Raw genomic sequence first — 14,901 nt, forward strand, 5'->3', positions numbered from 1 at the left:
CGATGACAATCCACGACATCACAACCACCCGTCGCGGTTTCCTCGCCGGAGCCGGCCTTGTCATCAGCGTGGCGATCGCGCCGAAATTCCTTTCGGCCGCACCAACGGGCGTTCCCGCCGGCGGCGCAGCCGAGCTCGTGCCGATGAACGCTTTCGTCAAGATCGGCACGGACGACACCGTCACCGTGCTGTCAAAACATATCGAGTTCGGCCAGGGGCCTTTCACAGGGCTGGCGACGCTTGTCGCGGAAGAGCTCGATGCCGACTGGAGCCAGATGCGCGCGGTCCACTCGCCGACGGACAACAAAATCTACGCCAATCTCGCCTTCGGCCTGCAGGGCACGGGCGGGTCAAGCTCGATTGCCAATGCCTATGAGCAGATGCGCAAGGCGGGTGCCACCGCGCGCGCCATGCTCATCGCCGCCGCTGCCGAGGAATGGAACGTGCCGGCGACGGAAATCACCGTCGAGAAAGGCCGGCTGAAACATGTCGGATCGTCCAGGGAAAGCGGCTTCGGCGCCTTCGCGGACAAGGCCGCGACACAGACGGTGCCTGAGGATCCGAAACTGAAGGATTCCAAGGACTTCGTTTTGATCGGAACGGACCTGCCGAAACTCGACACCGTTGGCAAGACCAACGGCACGGCGATCTTCACGCTCGATATCACGCCGGAGAGCCTGCTCACGGCCGTCGTTGCCCATCCCAAGCATTTTGGCGCGACGGTGAAATCCTTCAACGACGGCGAGGCCCGCAAGGTGCGCGGTGTGGTTGACGTCAAGCAGATCCCGCAGGGCATAGCGGTCTATGCGGACAATACCTTTTCGGCGCTGAAGGGGCGCGATGCGCTCCAGATCGAATGGGACCTCGCCAAGGCGGAAACCCGGTCCTCGGCGGAACTGGCCGCCGAATATATCAGGCACTTCAAGGAGCCGGGCCTCGAGGCCACGAATACCGGCAATGTCGACGAGGCCTTCCGGCAGGACGGGCTCCAGACGGTGGAAGCCGAAATCGTATTTCCCTTCCTCGCCCATGCACCCATGGAGCCGCTCGACGCCGTGTTCATCAAGGCGGCGGACGGCTCCGTCGATATCTACAACGGCGCACAGTTCCCGGGCTTCGACCAGCAGGTGGCGGCAGAAATCCTCAAGCTGGACGAATCGAAGGTCCGCGTGAACACGCAGCTCGCGGGCGGCAGTTTCGGCCGCAAGGCGCAGTTCGGCTCACCCTATATGCAGGAAGCCGCGATGGTGTATGCGGCGATCGGCGGCGACCGTCCGCTCAAGCACATGTGGACCCGCGAGGACGATATCCAGGGCGGGTTCTACCGCCCGATGTATGCCCACAGGATGCGCGGCGCGATCGATGCCGAGGGCCGGATCACGGCCTGGGAGCAGGTCATCGTCGGCCAGTCGATCATGGCCAAGGCGGACCTCGATTCCACCTCGGTGGAGGGAGCCTCGAACCTGCCCTACCGCATCCCTAACCTGAAGGTCACCTCGCACAATGTGACGCTCCCGATCCCACCGCTCTGGTGGCGCTCCGTCGGGCATACCCATACCGGCTTCGCCGTCGAGACCTTCGTCGATGAGCTGCTGGCGCGTGTGGGCCGCGACCCGGTGGAAGGCAGGCTTGCGCTTCTCGACAAAGAGTCGCGCCATGCCGGCGTTCTGCGCAAGGCGGCCGAGATGGCGGACTGGGGATCGACCCCGCCGGAGGGGCGAGCCCGCGGCGTGGCGGTCGTCGAAAGCTTCGGTTCGTTCGTCGCGCAGGTGGCGGAGGTCTCAGTCGGGTCCGATGGCGCACCACGCGTCCACAAAGTGTGGTGCGCGGTCGATTGTGGCGTCGCCGTCAACCCCAACATCATCAAGGCTCAGATGGAGGGCGGCATCGGCTACGGGCTGGGCGCCGTGCTCTTCGACGCCATCACCCTTGGCAAGGGCGGGCGGATCATGCAGTCGAATTTCCACGACTACCGTTCGATCCGCATCAACGAAATGCCCGATATCGCGGTGGAGATTATCAGGTCTGCGGAAAGTCCGACCGGTGTCGGCGAACCCGGCGTGCCTCCCGTGGGGCCGGCGGTCGCCAATGCGTGGCGAAAGCTGACAAACGCTCCCGTGCGTCAGCTTCCCATCGTCAGTCTCATTTCCGCGTGAGGGATACCGTCAGATGAAAATCAAACTTCTCTTTTCGGGTGTCGCGGCACACTGTCTTATCGTCGGCGCGGGCATCCTGCTCGCTCCGGCGGTCGTGGCGCAAAACACCAATTCGCTGCGTCCCGCAGAATCCTTCCAGTCGATTTCCGACGAACGGGCGCGCTCGCTCGCCCTCTTCGAGGAAGCCGGCAAGGTCATCCAGCATCCGCGATGTATCAACTGTCATCCGGCGACGGACCGCCCGCTGCAAGGCATGTCGATGCATCCGCACCAGCCGCCGGTCTTCCGCGGCGACGGCGGCATGGGCCTCGTGGGCATGCAGTGCAACACCTGCCACAGCGAACAGAACACGCCGGTCATCGGCCAGGCGGATACCCTGAAGAGCATACCCGGCAATCCCGCCTGGCATCTCGCCCCCATCGAGATGGCCTGGGAAGGCAAGACGCTTGGCCAAATCTGCACGCAGTTGAAGGACCCGGCGCGCAACGGCGACAAGACCATGGTCGAAATCGTCGAGCATATGGCGAAGGACGACCTGGTCGGATGGGGATGGCATCCCGGCGATGGCCGCGAACCGGCCCCGGGCACACAGGAAGAGTTCGGAAAGATCATCCAGGCGTGGGTCGATACCGGGGCGATCTGTCCGCCTGGATAAAGGGAAGCCGGCGTAAAGATGCGATTGCAAAGGCCTGCTGCACGTTCGCCCTACGGTTCAGGATGGGGCGAATACGGCTTGGAAGGCTGCCTCACCGCAGGATCATGCGGTGAGAGCGGCTGGAGGCTGTGAACTCAGGGCCTGTGCGACCGCGATCCTCGCCATTTCGAGCGCAGCCTCACGGGTCTTTGCAGCGGCGATGAAGCGGCCGTTGTGGCAGAATGTTGCGCCGGCAACGCCGCAGGCGGTTTCGAGATCCTGACCGGTAAGGCCGGCCCAGGCCGCCGGCAGATCGGCGCGCAGTTCAAACCCTTCGCTCGACCGCCGAACGCCTGTCAGGCACCAGTCGGTGTCGCGTGGATGGACGACAAAGAGGATATGGTCCGCGCCTGCCTTTACGATCGCCGGCCGGAAGGGCATTCCCATAGGAAGCTCCAGCACCTGGCCATCTCCCGTCGCCTCTATCGCCTGGCGCACGATCGATTGTGCCCGCAGCTTCGCGGCACTCTGCCTTATGCTCGCTTCCACGAAACTGCGCGCAATCAAAAGCGCGTCGTGGAATGCAAGGTTGTCCGCATCCGGCTCCGTCTCGTCGAAGACGGGCTTCAGCGTCTCCAGAAGGACGGGCAGCGTCAGCTTGGCCATTGCGCCGGCGGTCGATGGGCTCAAAGCGCCGTTGTCCATGAGATCGACCGGCAAGACGAAGTCCGCATCGAAGCCCGCATGAACGGTTTCGATATCCTCGGCCGGAACACCGAAAGCAGCGAGATAGTCCCGCCCGAACCGGCGCCAGATCAGGCCGAAGGAACTGAACGGCTGGCCGTCATCGCGCAGCGGTGCCCCGCGCTGATGGTGATCGAAAATCCCGGCATCCGGATCGTAGGCCCCGCCGACATCGTAGATAATCCTGTCGGTGCCCGGCGTGATCCATTCCGGCGCCCGGCTGCGGATCAGGCGTGCAGCGGGAAACAGGCGCGTCAGGACGACACTCGACAGAAGTTCATCCGCGTGGAAGCCCCCGGAATGCGTGACGAGAAATTCTGGGGTCATACCGGTCAAACTTTCGGAAATTTTGCGGATACGTTCGAGTACGTTCGATATCGACTCGATCGCCTCAATTCAAGACACCTATGGCCGCTCCCGACGTGATGTCCGATGATCAGGTGGCGCGTCGCGCTGATCGCGCCTTGGCAATGCCGCTGGCACCATTGGCCTCGTAATAAGCCCGCTTGTGCTCGTACATCTGAACATCCGCGCGCCTTACTACACTCTCGATCGTTTCCCCTCCCTCGCTGGTGGCGGCTCCAAACGACATGCGTAGCGGCGCGCTCGAGTAGAACTGGTTGTTGATCTTGAGCAGCTCGCTGATGGTTTCGGCCATGGTCACCGCCGCTTTCGCATCCGCACCGGGCATGAGGACGGCGAACTCGTCGCCACCGATCCTGCAGGCATGGTTGGGCTGCGCGACGGCGCCGTTCAGAATTTCCCCGAAGCGGCGCAGCAAGGCGTCGCCGGCATCGTGGCCGAGCTGATCATTGGCTTCCTTCAGGCCGTTGAGGTCGAAGATGATCGCCGAAACAGGACGCAACGACTTTCGTTCCAGCCGGTTGATCTCCTCCGCGTAGAAAGCCCGGTTATAGAGCTTGGTCAGCACATCGTGCTTGCCGAGATATTCGAGATAGGCCTCCGCTTTCTTGCGCGCGGTGATATCGGTAAGGGCGACCTGTACACGGGACCAATCGAGCTCATGTCCCGGGAAGACGGAGAAATGCAGCAGGATGTGGCGCACGGTGCCGTCAAGCGCATAGTTCACAACCTCGCGATGATGGAAGAGGTTTCCATTCCACAATTCGATGAGCTGTTCGCGGAACGGCTTTTCCATGTCGTCGCGGAAAACATCGCTCAGACGATGCAGCAACTGGTTTCGCTCTGTCGCGCAAAACAGGTCGAGCGTCGCGCGGTTGACGTCGATGACGCGAATTTCGCTCATGCATTGGCGCACGAATTCGGGATGCACGTCCATGAACGTGCGGAAATCGGTGATGCCGCGTGCGCGAATGTCTTCGAGCAGCAGCCTGATCCGGCTGAAATCCTCGATCCACAACGAGACGGGCGAATGCTCAAAAATGCCTTCCGCATGACGCCTCTGCACGGCCTCCGCCCGGCGTGCATCCTCGCGTGCCGTGATGTCTTCGGTCGTCAGCAGCAGTTTGCCGAGCGACGTCTCGTAGCCCGGCATGACGGCTCCGCGAAGCTGGATATCGAGGCGGCGGCCGGAGATCGTATAGTTCGACGTGGTGCTCTCGAAGCTCAGTTCGCCATCGAACAACTTCGCCAGTTCGATCACATGCGTTTCGAGCATGTCGCCGCGGAAGATGGTCGACAGGTTCGCACGCAAATGGTCGATGTCATCCGCCTCGAAGAGTTCCAGCACCTTCCTGTTGACGGCGAGCACCTTGATACGCTGGGAGCATTGCGCAACGCGGTCCCTGTCCTCGTTGAGAAACGTCCGGATATCCGTCACGCCCTGGGCGCGCCACGTGCCGAAGAGCGCCTTGACCTCGCTGAAATCCTCGATCCACATGGCTGTGGGGGCGAGGTTGAAGATATCGGAATCGAAGGTCTCGGACATGAGTCACCGGAGGTTGGGACGTGCAACGCCATGGGAGGCGAAGGTCCCTTTTACCGGCAATAGGTAAACCGAGGTTGAAGTGCCAGCACGGCTGCCGTCGTCCAGCCCCGCCGCTTTCGCAGGCGCAAGAGGCATGAAAGGCATCGAACGCCGCTGGCGGGAGACGATCCTTCGAAGAATTTTCCACAAGACGGCCTTCTTATAATATATAATATCTATGGATTTTATATTTAAATTGCCACTCTCGCCTGACCAGACAGGAGAGCATCGCCATGGGGATTATCGAAAAACAGCCTATCGACTACACGCAGCATCCGCGCGTGAATTCGGATGATCCGGTTCCGGCGCGTCCGCGGCCGCAAGTGCCCGCCCATGTCATCAAGAGCGATGACGAGGCGATCGCCGTTGCTAGGCGCCTTGCCGCCGATTTCGCGCCGGGCGCGGCCCTTCGCGACAGGGAGGGCCTGCTTCCGATCGCCGAGATCGACGCCTATTCGCAGAGCGGCCTCTGGGGCATCAACATTCCGAAAGCCTATGGCGGCCCCGGCGTATCCTACAAGACCCTAGCGCGTGTGATCGCAATTCTCGCCGCCGCCGATCCGTCGATCGCCCAGATCACGCAGAACCACCTCGCCATCAACGGTCATATCGATCTCGACGGCACGGAAGAACAGAAGAAGGAGTTCTTCGGCTGGGTTCTCTCCGGCCTGCGCTTCGGCAATGCCTTTTCCGAGCTGAACAGCAAGACCGTCGCCGCCTTCGAGACGCGCGTCACCATTGACGGCGACGAGGCGGTGGTGAATGGCGAAAAATTCTATACGACGGGCGCCCTCCTCTCCCATTTCATCCCGATCGTCGCGGTCGATGCGCAGGAACAGGGCTATCTTGTCTTCGCCGAACGGGACACGCCCGGCATCACGGTGACGAACAACTGGTCGAGCTTCGGCCAGCGCACCACCGCCTCGGGCTCGGTGAGGATCGACAATGTGCGCGTGCCGAAGAGCCGCCTGCTGCCCGTTGCGGCGTTCGACCGGCCGACCATCGCCGGCCCCGTCTCGCAGATCATCCAGGCCGCCATCGACGCGGGTATCGCGCGCGGGGCGATCGAGGACGCGATCGCATTCATTAAGACGCAGAGTCGGCCGTGGATCGACAGCGGCAAGGAGACCGCAGGCGAGGACCCCTTCACCATCGCCGCCATCGGCGACCTGAAGATCAGGCTGCATGCGGCCGAAGCCCTGCTTGGCATCGCCGGCGAGGCCATCGACGCCGGCCTCGAGAATTCGACGGAGGAGACGATTGCAGACGCGACCGTCAAGACCGCTGAGGCCAAGGTGCTGACGACGGAAATCGCGATCCTTGCCACGAACAAACTGTTCGAACTGGCGGGCACGCGCTCCACGCTCGCAAAACACAATCTCGACCGCCACTGGCGCAATGCGCGGGCGCATACACTGCACGATCCCGTGCGCTGGAAGTTCTTCCACGTCGGAAACTTCTATCTCAACGGCATCAACCCGCCGCGCCATCCCTGGAGCTGACAGCGGTTCGGGTGCCGGCCGCCGGCCGGCACCCGATCTTCGAACTGGATTTTTGCCCCCATGCGGACACTGCGCCGCCACTTCGTCGCCGACGCCGCCCCGCCGCCAAAAACCGCCCGCTATGCGCACGCCGTGGAAGCGGGAGGCCTGCTGCACGTGACGGGCCAGTTGCCGATTGATCCAGAGGATCCGCAGGCGCCCCTCCCCGCCTCGATCGAGGCCCAGACCGAACGCGTCTTCCGCAATCTCCGCCATATCCTCGATGCCGTCGGATACCGTCTGGAAGACACCGTCTTCGCGCGTATCTATCTCACGAACTTCGCCCGCGACTATGCCGGCCTCAATGCGGTCTACCACCAGCATTTCAGCGAGGATCGCCATCTGCCGGCCCGTACGACCGTTGGCGTCGCGGCACTCGGACGCGATGCCCTGGTGGAAATCGACCTTGTCGTGGCGAAGGCCTGACAGTTGGCGTGATCGGGAGGTTTCAGGAACGGGGGAAGGCTCGCAAATTCAGCCGCTTCGTCCTCATCATATCATGTATTCCGGCTCGCTGAGCGTCTGGTCCATGGTGATGCCCGGCAGCGCGGTGTGCGGTTTGCCGATCGGTCTCGCCGGCACGCCGACAACCGACGTATAAGGTGCGACCGGCGCGACAACGACGCTGCCCGCGCCAACCTTGGCGCCGATGCCGATCTCGATATTGCCGAGGATTTTCGCGCCCGCACCGATCAGCACGCCGCGGCGGACTTTCGGATGTCGGTCACCGGTGTCCTTGCCGGTACCGCCGAGCGTAACGTTCTGCAGGATGGAAACATCGTCCTCCACAACGGCCGTCTCGCCGATGACGAGGCCACTGCCGTGGTCCAGCATGATGCCGCGCCCCATCTCGGCGGCGGGATGGATATCGATGGCAAGAACCTCCGAAATCCGGCTCTGGATGTGGCGGGCGAGATGGCGGCGGCCCGTCGTCCAGAGCCAGTGGGCGACGCGGTGGCCCTGCAGCGCGGAAAAACCCTTGAAATACAGGAAAGGGATCAAGACTTCACTGTTGCTCGGATCGCGGTCTTTCACCGCCTGGAGATCGGCTGTCGCCGCGCCGAGGAGGCTCGGCCGATCGATATAGGCGCCGTAGATCAGCGCCAGCAACTCGTCGCGATCGACGTCGTGATCGGCAAGCTTGACCGCCAAGCGGTGCGAGAGCGCGTGGCCGAAACTCGCATGCATGAGCACGGCGGACCCCATGGCGCGGGCCAGCGTCTGGTCGCGGTGGACTGCCGCCCCGGCCTCCAGCCGCAGGGTTTCCCAAAGTGCCGTGACTTCACGGCGGGCGACGTCCTCGACGGGGAGGAAGACGACATTGCTTTCCTGTCCGGGCATGGGCGGCTCCAACGATTTGCGGTGGATCAAAGTGGCTGAAGCGCCTGTTCGTAGATCTTCGTCGAGCGCGCGCCTGAGCGGCAATAACCGAGAACAGGCCCTGGCAGCTCACGCAGCGCCTGAGCCATGCTGTCGACCGCGTCGCTCGTCAGCCCTGCTGGAACGACGGGTATATGCCGCACCTCTATGCCGAGTTGGGCAGCACGCGCGGCGATCGTGGAGAATTCAGGCTGGTCGGCCTGCTCATGGTCCGGGCGATGACAGACGATCGACCGAAAACCTAGCAGGCTGACGATGTCGACGTCCTCGGCCTCGATCTGGGGCGACACCGAGTAGTCATCATTGATCTTGCGGATATCCATCAGGCAGTCCTTCTTCTCGCAACGGAAACTTGATCGGCATGCAAGGCCTGCTGGCGCACATTTCTGCGCCGCAGCGCCTTGCCACGCGAAGGACCGACGTCATTCAAATCGCAACGTTCTGGCGCCACCGCATATCGCGCCTCGCTCATCGACGAGACATGACCGGCCGCGGATAGGCGGTTGAAACTGCCTGCAAGGCGAGACAGCCTGAATGTGGACATCGGTATCCTCCAATCTGGCTTGATAATTCTCTATAAATTTTGTCAATTAAAGAAATCAGGCACTCTTTCGCGGACGCTTTGTGGAAAAGAACGCTCCAGTGTGCCGCGATCGAACGGCTGGTTCACACGCGGGCTTGCCGTGGAACCCAGCGTTACGCTGATAGCAGCTCGGCCATGCCGATCATGGTCAAGCGGCCGGCTCGCCGTCCCCTTCCGCCTGAACTAGGTCGAGCAGGCCGGGCAAGCGCCTGTCGATCTCATCACGCCTGAGGGTCGCCGCCCGGCTGTTGCCGCGATCGACCTGGCGGATCAGCCCGGCCTCCCGAAGAACGCGGAAATGATGCGTCAACGTCGCCTTGCTGACCGGAAGCCCGAACGACACACAGGTACGATCCGTGCCTGTAGGTGCCTGCGCCAGTTCCATGACGACGCGTCGCCGCAGAGGATCGGCCAGTGCTGACAAGACAGCGCCGAGCGTGATTTCGTCCTCGTCCGGATGGCCTTCCTTATCCATGATCTTCATTCCAAAGGTACGGATTGCATCATACCTATTGCAATGATAGGTACGAACAGAACCGTACCATAAGGAGACCCTATGTCGAGCCCTGCCTTGAACCTCCCGGCGCCAGAACGAGACGAATCGAGCCCCTATGCGCTGGTCGGCCAGGCACGCGCCAAGCCCGGAAAAGCCGAAGCGCTGCAGGCCGCCCTCCTCGCGCTTGTCGGACCGACGCGCAAAGAAGACGGTGCGCTACAGTACCATGTGCATCGCGACCGGGATGATCCTGATGTCTTTGTCTTCTACGAGGTTTGGGCGAGCGTCGCTCACCTCGAGGCTCACCTCTCGCAACCCTATGTGCAGAGTTTTCTTCAGTCGCGCCACACGCTGCTCGCCGGCGATCTGGACGTCCGTTGGCTGCGAATGGCGAGCCCCTATCAGGCATGAATGCAGGCGGAGGCGACACCGCAGGACGGCATGTCGAACGCTCCGCCGCGCGGGCGAATGGTGTCTGCAACCGAGTGCAATTCGTTAAGCATAAAACCCTAAGCTTCGCCAAATGGGCTGTTGCCAGCGTCATGGGGGGAGTCTCGTCCAAGAGCGAAACAATCGAGGGCGAGCATTTGGGGGATTGAAAATGCTTTTCCGATCGGCCACTGGCCGGAATATTCTGTCTGTTGCCGCATGCGGCGTGATCGCGACGATTGCCGCCTCGGCCGTGCTTTTTTATCGATCCTATGAGGACGTACGAAGCACCAGCCTGGAGCGCATGCTGCAGATCGCAAAGTCCGAAGCCCTGGTTTCCGAGAAGGAAATCGGCGGCACGGTGCATATCATAAACAACCTGGCCTCAGTTCTGGAAACCATAAAGGAAGGCGGCGACGCCAACCGCGGCAAGGCCGACGATATCCTGCGCGACATGCTCGAAAGCAACCCGAACATTCTGGCGCTTTGGACCGGCTGGGAGCCGGACGCCTTCGACGGCAAGGACGCGGACTTTGCCGGAAAGGCAGGATACGATGCGACGGGACGCTACGTTCCCTACTGGGTTCGCGGCGGCAATGGCCAGATCACCAACACGGCCCTCACCGACTATGCGACGGCAGGTCCCGGCGACTACTATCAGCTTCCGTTCACAACGCAGAAGACCGTCGTCATCGAGCCGTATCCCTATGCGATCGACGGCAAGGACGTCCTGATCACCTCGGTCGCAAAACCGATCGTCGTCGATGGCAAGACGCTCGGCGTGGCCGGCCTCGATCTTTCCCTTGAGGACACAAGCGAGGCGCTCGCGGCCGTCCGTCCCATGGGCACGGGCTTCCTCAGCCTCGTTACCAGTGCCGGCAAGATCGTCGGCCATCCCGATCCGGCATTGATCGGCAAGAGCCTGGTCGATGGCGGCGCGCAAACGGTAGGCTGGGACGCACTCATTGCAAGTCCCGGTGTTGAGCGGGAAGTGACGACATCGGATGGGACGGTTCATTTCGCGGTGGCCACGCCCGTCTCGCTAACCGCGGACATGAAGTGGTATGCCATTGTCTCCGTGCCGAAAAGCACGGTGCTCGCGCAGCTCGACGCCATGATGCGTGACGCGTTGGCCATCATCGTGACCGCAACGGTGCTGCTTGCGCTCGCCGGCTGGCTTATCGCGCGTCGTTTCATAGGCCGCATCTCCAACATCATCGGCGAGACGGCGCAGATCGCACAGGGAAACCTTCAGCTCAACCTGAAGGACAGTGGAATCAAGGACGAGATCGGCGATCTTGCCCGCTCGCTCGAAGTACTGCTGGAGAACAACAGGGAAAAGGCCCGGCTCGAACGCGAGGCCGAATCCAACCGCAATCTCAGCGAAGAAGAACGCGCAACGCAACAGCGGAAAGCGGCAAAGGAAGCAGCTGACGTGAAGTTTGCGATCGACAGCCTGGCGGGCGCATTGGCGAAGCTTTCGGAGGGCGATGTTTCCTTCCGCATCACGCAGCCGTTCGTGGCACAGCTCGATTCCGTTCGAAACGACTTCAACAACTCCGCCGCGAAGCTGCAGGACGCGTTGGTCCATGTATCGGAGAATGCACGGGGCATCGATGCCGGCGCCAACGAAATCAAGTCCGCCGCCGACGACCTGGCGAAGCGCACCGAACAGCAGGCCGCCGCCGTTGAAGAAACCGCAGCGGCTCTGGAACAGATAACGACGACGGTGCGAGACGCGGCAAAGCGTGCCCATGAGGCGGGCCAGTTGGTCGCCCGCACCCGCGTCGGGGCGGAGCGCTCGGGAGAGGTGGTTCGCCAGGCCGTGGGCGCCATGGAACGCATCGAAAAATCCTCGAACGAAATTTCCAACATTATCAGCGTCATCGACGAGATCGCCTTCCAGACCAACCTGCTGGCTTTGAATGCGGGCGTGGAAGCGGCACGGGCCGGCGAAGCCGGCAAGGGCTTTGCGGTCGTGGCGCAGGAAGTGCGCGAACTCGCGCAGCGCTCGGCCAATGCGGCGAAGGAGATCAAGGCGCTTATTTCGGCGTCAAATCTCCATGTCGGGGAAGGAGTTCAGCTGGTTGGCAATACCGGCACGGCTCTGGATGCCATCGTCACCGAGGTGCAGGAAATCAACCTGCACGTCGCCGCGATCGTGGAATCCGCACAAGAGCAGGCATCGGGCCTCCAGCAGATCAATACGGCCGTAAACCAGATGGACCAGGACACCCAGAAGAACGCGGCAATGGTCGAGGAAACGACTGCCGCAAGCCATAGTCTTGCGATGGAAGTTAATGCGCTGAACCGGCTGCTGAGCCAGTTCGAGCTTGGTTCGGGAACAGGCGCGGGTTATCGCGCTCGAAAAGCCGCCTGATACCATTAGCCCTTGGTGATCGCCGGAGCGTCCGGCGATCACCACCGCCAATTGATTGGCGCTCCGACGGACCGCCACGTCCTGAACGCCGGCAACCAGCACAAACCGTCTCACCATTTTCAGCCGCACGATCGCGCGCGGCAGCGGCAGCGGATTCGTTCCAAGATGCGACAAAATCGCACAGGCGTCGCTTGACTTCTGAGGTCACGGGTTCATATTCCTCCAGCGAAATTAAATTGCCTAAAAGGCAAAATTCGCTTCGGGAGGAGAACGAATGGTATCGCATAGCGGAGGTGCTGACGTGCACTTCGCGCGGCGCATCGACCAGATGCACGCGCGCGACCGGGCAAGCCTCATTGTATTCGTCGTCGTGCTGTGGTGCACGATGCTTTTTGCACTTTTCATCGTTTGGCCGTTTATTTCCGTGCCGGCCATTCGCATAATTCTTGCGGTCTTCTGCGCGCTGGTGCTGCTCTTCAACACGGCGGCGATCGTTGCCATGCTGCGGCACTACGTCGAAGACAAAGAGTTCATTTACGGCCTCGATCTCAAGCATCTCGACGAGATGCGGGCCCGCCGGCGCGGAGGGGAGCATCATGGCGTATAAGCCCCCGAAACAAAGCCTCGGCGGACAGATCTTCGACGTGTTGACGCTTCTGGCGCTGACCGTGGGGGCGCTGTACATCCCGCTCTATCTCGGCCTCGCCGGGGCGGCCAAGACGCCGGCGCCGATCGAGAACCCGACCTGGGAAGCGCTCGGTCAGAACGCCAACGAACAGGCCCAGTGGGCGGCACTCGGCTATACCGATCCTGCCGCTGTCAACGACATGATCACCGCCCGCTTCGATTATTCCTTCAGCTGGTCGGCCCTCATCATCATGGCCGTCCTCGTCATCGGCTACTTCATCCTCGTGGTGAGGCTCTCCGACAAGGAGTACCGCGACGTGATCGAAGAGCGCTTCGGCCCCAAAAAGAAGTAGGCGACGACATGGATACCTGGAACATCCTGGAATACGCCGCGTGGGCGCTCTCGGCGCTCTTCGCCATCCTGATGCTCACCGACATGGCGCGCATCGACACCACCTATGACAACGACCTGCTGACCTCATCGCGCGAAGGCGAGATCGAGGCCGAGGCCGAGCGACACGTGATCTGAGGGGGCGGCGGCAATGTCGAATACCAATGCGAATGCCGGCCAACCGGCAAGACTGCAACTTTTGCGCGTCCTCGGACCTGCCCACATCTGGGCGCTTGGCGTGGGCATCGTTCTCGTCGGCGAATATATGGGCTGGAACTTCTCGGTGGGCAAAGGCGGGATGATCGCCGGCCTCGTCGCCTGCTGGGTTGCCGGCCTGCTCTACACCTGCGTCGCCATGATCGATTCCGAGGTGACGTCGACGGTTGCGGCCGCCGGCGGACAATATGCCCAGGCCAAACACATCGTCGGCCCGCTCATGGCCTTCAATGTGGGTCTCTTTCTGGTCATGGCCTACACGATGCTCGAAGCCGGCAACGCGATCACGATCGGCTTCCTCCTGGATACCGTCGCCGGGTTGCAGGGGCACAGCGGCCTCAATCAGCAACCCTTCATCGTGCTGGCGATCATGTTCCTTGCCTGGCTGAACTATCGCGGCGTCCTTGCGACGCTGACGTTCAACCTGGTCATCACGGCGATCGCATTTCTCGCCATTGTCACACTGTTTCTGGTCGTGCAATTCGGAGGCTCCGCCGTACCGCTCGACTTTTCCGCCGTGACGACCGATCCGATGCCCTACGGCTGGGTCGGCATCATCGCCGCGCTGCATTTCGGCCTATGGTTCTATCTCGGGATCGAAGGCACCTGCCAGGCGGCAGAGGAAGTGCGCTCACCCGCCCGTTCGCTGCCCTACGGCACGATGGCAGGGATCATGACGCTGCTGATTGCCGCAACGATGACCTGGTATGTATGCTCCGGCCTCATCCCCTGGGAATATCTTGGCCAGGCCGGAACGCCACTGTTCGACGCCGCCCGGGTGACGGGAAACAGCGGCCTCATGGTGCTGCTCTTCGTCGGCACGATGTTCTCGACCCTCGCCTCGGCCAACGGTTGCATCAACGATGCGTCCCGCGCGTGGTTCTCCATGGGCCGCGACCGCTACCTGCCGATCTGGTTCGGCGCGGTGCATCCCGTCTACCGCACACCCTATCGCTCGATCGTCTTTCTCGTGCCGATCGCGCTGATCTTCGCGCTGGGCGCACCGCTCGACCAGGTCGTGACCTTCTCGATCCTGTCGGGTCTGCTCGGCTATACGTTCATGACCTTTAACATGGTGATGTTCCGTAACAAATGGCCGCTGGGGAGCATCAAACGCGGATACGTCCACCCGTTCCATCCCCTGCCGACCATCGTGCTGCTGCTGCTTTGCGGCACGGCCTACTTCGCGGTGTTCCTGGGGTACGGCACGCAGCTCATCGCCATGACGGGCTTCTACATCGTGGCGTCGCTGTGGTTTCACTTCCGTCGCTACCGCTATGTGCGGCGCGGCGACCAGTTTACCATGCCGTGGCCGAGGCCTGAAGGCTATTGATGAGACCGTTGGCGGCTTTGCGGCCGCCAACGCCTGACACTTC

15 protein-coding genes are annotated in these 14,901 nt (G+C 62.0%); 10 read left to right on the plus strand and 5 right to left on the minus strand.

The annotated features are described in order from the left end of the window. Window positions 1-2: 2 nt before the first annotated feature. Window positions 3-2,156, plus strand: a complete 2,154-nt coding sequence (locus BSY16_RS28200) for a xanthine dehydrogenase family protein molybdopterin-binding subunit (protein ID WP_069063071.1) — start codon at window positions 3-5, stop codon at window positions 2,154-2,156. Between the two features lie 13 nt (window positions 2,157-2,169). Next, window positions 2,170-2,811 (plus strand): Isoquinoline 1-oxidoreductase subunit, encoded by a 642-nt coding sequence (locus BSY16_RS28205; protein WP_069063072.1) that lies wholly within the window; start codon window positions 2,170-2,172, stop codon window positions 2,809-2,811. Between the two features lie 102 nt (window positions 2,812-2,913). Here BSY16_RS28205 and BSY16_RS28210 read toward each other — a convergent pair whose 3' ends face one another. Together BSY16_RS28210 and BSY16_RS28215 are read right to left on the minus strand one after the other, a co-directional pair. Beyond that, window positions 2,914-3,861 carry an MYG1 family protein gene (locus BSY16_RS28210; protein ID WP_069063073.1) on the minus strand — a complete coding sequence of 316 codons (948 nt, stop codon included), beginning with the start codon at window positions 3,859-3,861 and terminating at the stop codon, window positions 2,914-2,916. Window positions 3,862-3,970: 109 nt separating this feature from the next. Then, complete coding sequence (locus BSY16_RS28215) at window positions 3,971-5,443, minus strand: sensor domain-containing diguanylate cyclase (protein ID WP_069063074.1); 1,473 nt, start codon at window positions 5,441-5,443, stop codon at window positions 3,971-3,973. 272 nt (window positions 5,444-5,715) lie between these two features. Between BSY16_RS28215 and BSY16_RS28220 the strand changes: the two genes are divergently transcribed. Next, window positions 5,716-6,984, plus strand: a complete 1,269-nt coding sequence (locus tag BSY16_RS28220) for an SfnB family sulfur acquisition oxidoreductase (protein ID WP_069063075.1) — start codon at window positions 5,716-5,718, stop codon at window positions 6,982-6,984. Window positions 6,985-7,044: 60 nt separating this feature from the next. Next, window positions 7,045-7,449 carry a RidA family protein gene (locus tag BSY16_RS28225; RefSeq protein WP_069063076.1) on the plus strand — a complete coding sequence of 135 codons (405 nt, stop codon included), beginning with the start codon at window positions 7,045-7,047 and terminating at the stop codon, window positions 7,447-7,449. 66 nt (window positions 7,450-7,515) lie between these two features. On the opposite strand, the gene cysE is transcribed toward BSY16_RS28225, so the two are convergent. The 3 genes from cysE to BSY16_RS28240 form a co-directional block, all read right to left on the minus strand. Then, window positions 7,516-8,364, minus strand: coding sequence for a serine O-acetyltransferase (gene cysE, locus BSY16_RS28230; protein WP_069063077.1), 849 nt, complete (start codon window positions 8,362-8,364; stop codon window positions 7,516-7,518). Window positions 8,365-8,390: 26 nt separating this feature from the next. Next, on the minus strand, window positions 8,391-8,726 hold the full coding sequence (locus BSY16_RS28235) for a protein tyrosine phosphatase family protein (protein WP_069063078.1): 336 nt from the start codon (window positions 8,724-8,726) through the stop codon (window positions 8,391-8,393). A gap of 408 nt (window positions 8,727-9,134) precedes the next feature. Further along, window positions 9,135-9,461 (minus strand): ArsR/SmtB family transcription factor, encoded by a 327-nt coding sequence (locus tag BSY16_RS28240; RefSeq protein WP_069063759.1) that lies wholly within the window; start codon window positions 9,459-9,461, stop codon window positions 9,135-9,137. A gap of 81 nt (window positions 9,462-9,542) precedes the next feature. On the opposite strand from BSY16_RS28240, the gene BSY16_RS28245 reads away from it, so the two are divergent. The 6 genes from BSY16_RS28245 (at window position 9,543) to BSY16_RS28265 (ending at window position 14,858) form a co-directional block, all read left to right on the plus strand. Beyond that, window positions 9,543-9,893: a putative quinol monooxygenase gene (locus BSY16_RS28245; RefSeq protein ID WP_083243155.1), complete on the plus strand. Its 351-nt coding sequence runs from the start codon at window positions 9,543-9,545 to the stop codon at window positions 9,891-9,893. A gap of 190 nt (window positions 9,894-10,083) precedes the next feature. Further along, window positions 10,084-12,291, plus strand: coding sequence for a methyl-accepting chemotaxis protein (locus tag BSY16_RS28250; protein WP_069063079.1), 2,208 nt, complete (start codon window positions 10,084-10,086; stop codon window positions 12,289-12,291). 274 nt (window positions 12,292-12,565) lie between these two features. Beyond that, window positions 12,566-12,898 carry a hypothetical protein gene (locus BSY16_RS28255; protein WP_069063080.1) on the plus strand — a complete coding sequence of 111 codons (333 nt, stop codon included), beginning with the start codon at window positions 12,566-12,568 and terminating at the stop codon, window positions 12,896-12,898. Then, window positions 12,888-13,271, plus strand: coding sequence for a hypothetical protein (locus BSY16_RS28260; protein ID WP_069063081.1), 384 nt, complete (start codon window positions 12,888-12,890; stop codon window positions 13,269-13,271). Before BSY16_RS28255 ends, BSY16_RS28260 begins: the two co-directional genes overlap by 11 nt. A gap of 8 nt (window positions 13,272-13,279) precedes the next feature. Next, window positions 13,280-13,447 carry a hypothetical protein gene (locus tag BSY16_RS32190; RefSeq protein ID WP_150130170.1) on the plus strand — a complete coding sequence of 56 codons (168 nt, stop codon included), beginning with the start codon at window positions 13,280-13,282 and terminating at the stop codon, window positions 13,445-13,447. 13 nt (window positions 13,448-13,460) lie between these two features. After that, complete coding sequence (locus BSY16_RS28265; RefSeq protein WP_069063082.1) at window positions 13,461-14,858, plus strand: APC family permease; 1,398 nt, start codon at window positions 13,461-13,463, stop codon at window positions 14,856-14,858. Window positions 14,859-14,901: the final 43 nt, after the last annotated feature.

The organism is Sinorhizobium sp. RAC02, assembly GCF_001713395.1.
In the GTDB taxonomy this organism is placed as follows: Bacteria; Pseudomonadota; Alphaproteobacteria; order Rhizobiales; family Rhizobiaceae; genus Shinella.